Annotated in this window: 2 protein-coding genes; one reads left to right on the top strand and one right to left on the bottom strand. The window is 69.7% G+C overall.

All coding sequences use genetic code 11. The features are described from left to right. Window positions 1–447: 447 nt before the first annotated feature. Window positions 448–1,665 (top strand): alginate lyase family protein, encoded by a 1,218-nt coding sequence (locus AB0L21_RS39540; RefSeq protein WP_365788773.1) that lies wholly within the window; start codon window positions 448–450, stop codon window positions 1,663–1,665. A gap of 216 nt (window positions 1,666–1,881) precedes the next feature. Here the strand turns inward: AB0L21_RS39540 and AB0L21_RS39535 are convergent, their stop codons facing one another. Then, window positions 1,882–2,787, bottom strand: coding sequence for a hypothetical protein (locus AB0L21_RS39535; protein WP_365788772.1), 906 nt, complete (start codon window positions 2,785–2,787; stop codon window positions 1,882–1,884). Window positions 2,788–2,886: the final 99 nt, after the last annotated feature.

Raw genomic sequence — 2,886 nt, 5'->3', positions numbered from 1 at the left:
GCCGTCGGCGGAGCCGGCCCCGGCGACGTCGAGGCACTTGCCGGCGAGGCCGGTGATCGTGCCGGTGGCGGCCTGCGCGGGGGAGGCGGCGAACAACCCGGCCGAGACGGCGACCGCGGCGGCGAGCGCGGTCCTGAACAGCAGGGAGCGAGTGGGGGGTTGCGCGGACAAGGGAGGGGATCACAGCCTTTCACGTCGATGAAGGAAAGGGAGGGCCTCGCCGGGCCGAGCGCTGTGCGCGAAGGCCCGCCCGGCATCGGGAAGTTAAGAGGTCTGAACCAATCCCGTCAAGGTGTGAACAGGGCTGCGTGGTCGAGGAGTTGGGTTGCCGTTGACTCAAAGGAGTCGTTCCCCGGCCCCTTGACGGCCATCTGGTCCGTACCTATGGTCTCGGGCAACTCGACGTTCAGTCAGTCGCATTGCGTTCACATATGAGGACGGGATCAGATGCAGGACACACCCGCTCGGCGCCGTCGCACGTCCCCGCGTTCCGCTCTCGCACTCACGGCGGCGGCCACCCTGCTCACCACCGGACTGCTCTCCTGGCCCGGAAGCCAGCGGGCGGAGGCCGCCCCCGCCACCTTCACCCACCCCGGCGTCACCGTCTCCCGCGCCCAACTCGACTTCGCCCGCAGCGAAGTGCTCGCGGGCGCCCAGCCCTGGAAGAGCGCGTACGACCAGATGATGGCCAGCAAGTACGCGAGCCTCAGCCGCACACCCAAGCCGCGCGCCGTCGTCGAGTGCGGTTCGTACTCCAACCCCAACTACGGCTGCACGGACGAACGCGAGGACGCGATCGCGGCGTACACCGACGCGCTCGCCTGGTACATCACCCGGGACGAGCGCTACGCCAAGAAGGCGATCGAGCTGATGGACGCCTGGTCCGCCGTACTCCAGGACCACACCAACAGCAACGCCCCGCTGCAGACGGGCTGGGCGGGTTCCTCCTGGCCGAAGGCCGCCGAGATCATCAAGTACACGTACACCGGCACCTGGGCCAACTCCGGCCGGTTCGCGACCATGCTGCGCAACGTCTATCTGCCCGAGGTCATCAACGGCTCCAACTCCAACGGCAACTGGGAGCTGTCGATGATGGAGGCGGCCGTCGGCATCTCCGTCTTCCTGGAGGACAAGGCGTCGTACGACACCGCCATGGCGAAGTTCCGCACCCGCACCGCCGCGTACGTGTACCTCGCCTCCGACGGTGACCTGCCGAAGACGGTGCCGAGCCAGAACCTGAACACCCGCGACAAGATCGTCTCCTACTGGCAGGGCCAGTCCACCTTCGTCACCGGACTCACCCAGGAGACCTGCCGGGACTTCACCCACACCGGATACGGCATCTCGGCCATCTCACACGTCGCCGAGACCAGCCGCATCCAGGGGCAGGATCTGTACGGAACCGACGTCGGAGAGCGTCTGCGGCAGGCGCTCGGCTTCCAGTCCAAGTACGAACTGGGCGCGGCCGTCCCGAGCTGGCTGTGCGGCGGGTCGGTCAACCGGGGGCTGGGCCCGGTCACCGAGGTCGGCTACAACGCCCTGCACAACCGCCTGGGCATCGCCATGACCAACACCCAGGCCCTGACCGAACAGAACCGCCCGGCCGGCAGCAACAACCTGTTCGTCGCCTGGGAGACCCTCACCCACGGAGACAACCCGAACTAGGCCCTGTCGTCAAACTCCCGTCTGCCGCGCGACGCCATGCACGCACTCTCGCCGCACCGGGCCCCGACCCAAGTACATCCAGTACGAGGGCCCGGGCCCGGCACGCCGAGAGCACGCACCTGACGCCGCGCGGCCCGCCCTCCGGGCGGACGACGGGAGTTCGACGACAGGACCTAGGCGGACCGGCCCCGGCTGGACGTCACCACCCGCACGACTTCACAGCCCTGTGACGGCCAGCCACAGGTTCAGGTCGGTGAGCATCAGGCGGCCGGGGCGTTGGGCGGATGTGTCCGGGACGGTCGTCCGTACCAGCGGCCGCTCGCCCTGCCGCACGGTGACCTTGGCGCCTTCGTACCGTGGGGACTTTTCGCGGATCACCGAGCGCAGCTCGGCCGAGAGGCGTCGGGCGGTCGCCTCGTCCTTCACCACGACGCACAGCACCTCGGTGTTCTTCCCCGTGGAGTCCGCGTGTTGGCCGAGCGCGGACAGGCGTACCGGCTTCGTGGCGGTGAGCGGGTTGAAGTCGGCGCGGTAGACGTCGCCCAGACACCCGGCCGCGCGCTGGTACTCCTCGACGTCGGCCAGCGAGGCGCCCTTCTCCGGGTGCACGGCCGACAGGCGGGCGGTGCCCGGTACGGCGTAGGAGATCGTGTCCTTCGAGACCTGCAGGGCCACGCCCTTGCCGTGGGGGCGGGTCCAGGTCTCCCTGCCGTCCTGGTCACCGCGGGTGTAGCCGTTCGCCTTCAGCGAGGCGGTGATGGCGGCCGCGTCGAACGAACCCTCCCAGTGCCCCGCCGCCTTGGTGTCGACCGCGGTGTCGATCTGGTCCGCCTTGAGGTGTCCCGCCCACGGGCCGGGGGTGTACCCGTTCAGCAGGCTGCTGCTCGGCCGGCCGATGGCGGCGAACCGCTTGCCCAGCCCGCGCACCGCGGCGGCGTCGAGATAGGTCACCGGGCCGCTCCTGCCGCTGTCGGCGGCCACCGTGCGCAGCCCCTTCACCAGCGGGGAACCGACGTCGGACGCGTCGTGCCCGGAATCGGAGGAGCAGCCGGTCGCCCCGGTCAGGCAGACGACAGAGAGGGCGACGGCGCCGACGACGGATCGCACGGTTGTTGTGGCCATGCCCGGCAGCCTAGGCCCTGTCGTCAAACTCCCGTCTGCCGCGCGACGCCATGCACGCACTCTCGCCGCACCGGGCCCCGACCCAAGTACATCCAGTAC

This window comes from Streptomyces sp. NPDC052721 (genome assembly GCF_040678315.1).
In the GTDB taxonomy this organism is placed as follows: domain Bacteria; phylum Actinomycetota; class Actinomycetes; order Streptomycetales; family Streptomycetaceae; genus Streptomyces.
The sequence above is the reverse complement of the archived record's forward strand: the minus strand, read 5'-3'. Positions and strand labels throughout refer to the sequence as shown.

Excerpts from the sequence above, each read along its gene's own strand:
- AB0L21_RS39540 (WP_365788773.1), top strand. The coding sequence starts at position 448 with ATGCAGGACACACCCGCTCGGCGCCGTCGCACGTCCCCGCGTTCCGCT.
- AB0L21_RS39535 (WP_365788772.1), bottom strand. The coding sequence starts at position 2,787 with ATGGCCACAACAACCGTGCGATCCGTCGTCGGCGCCGTCGCCCTCTCT.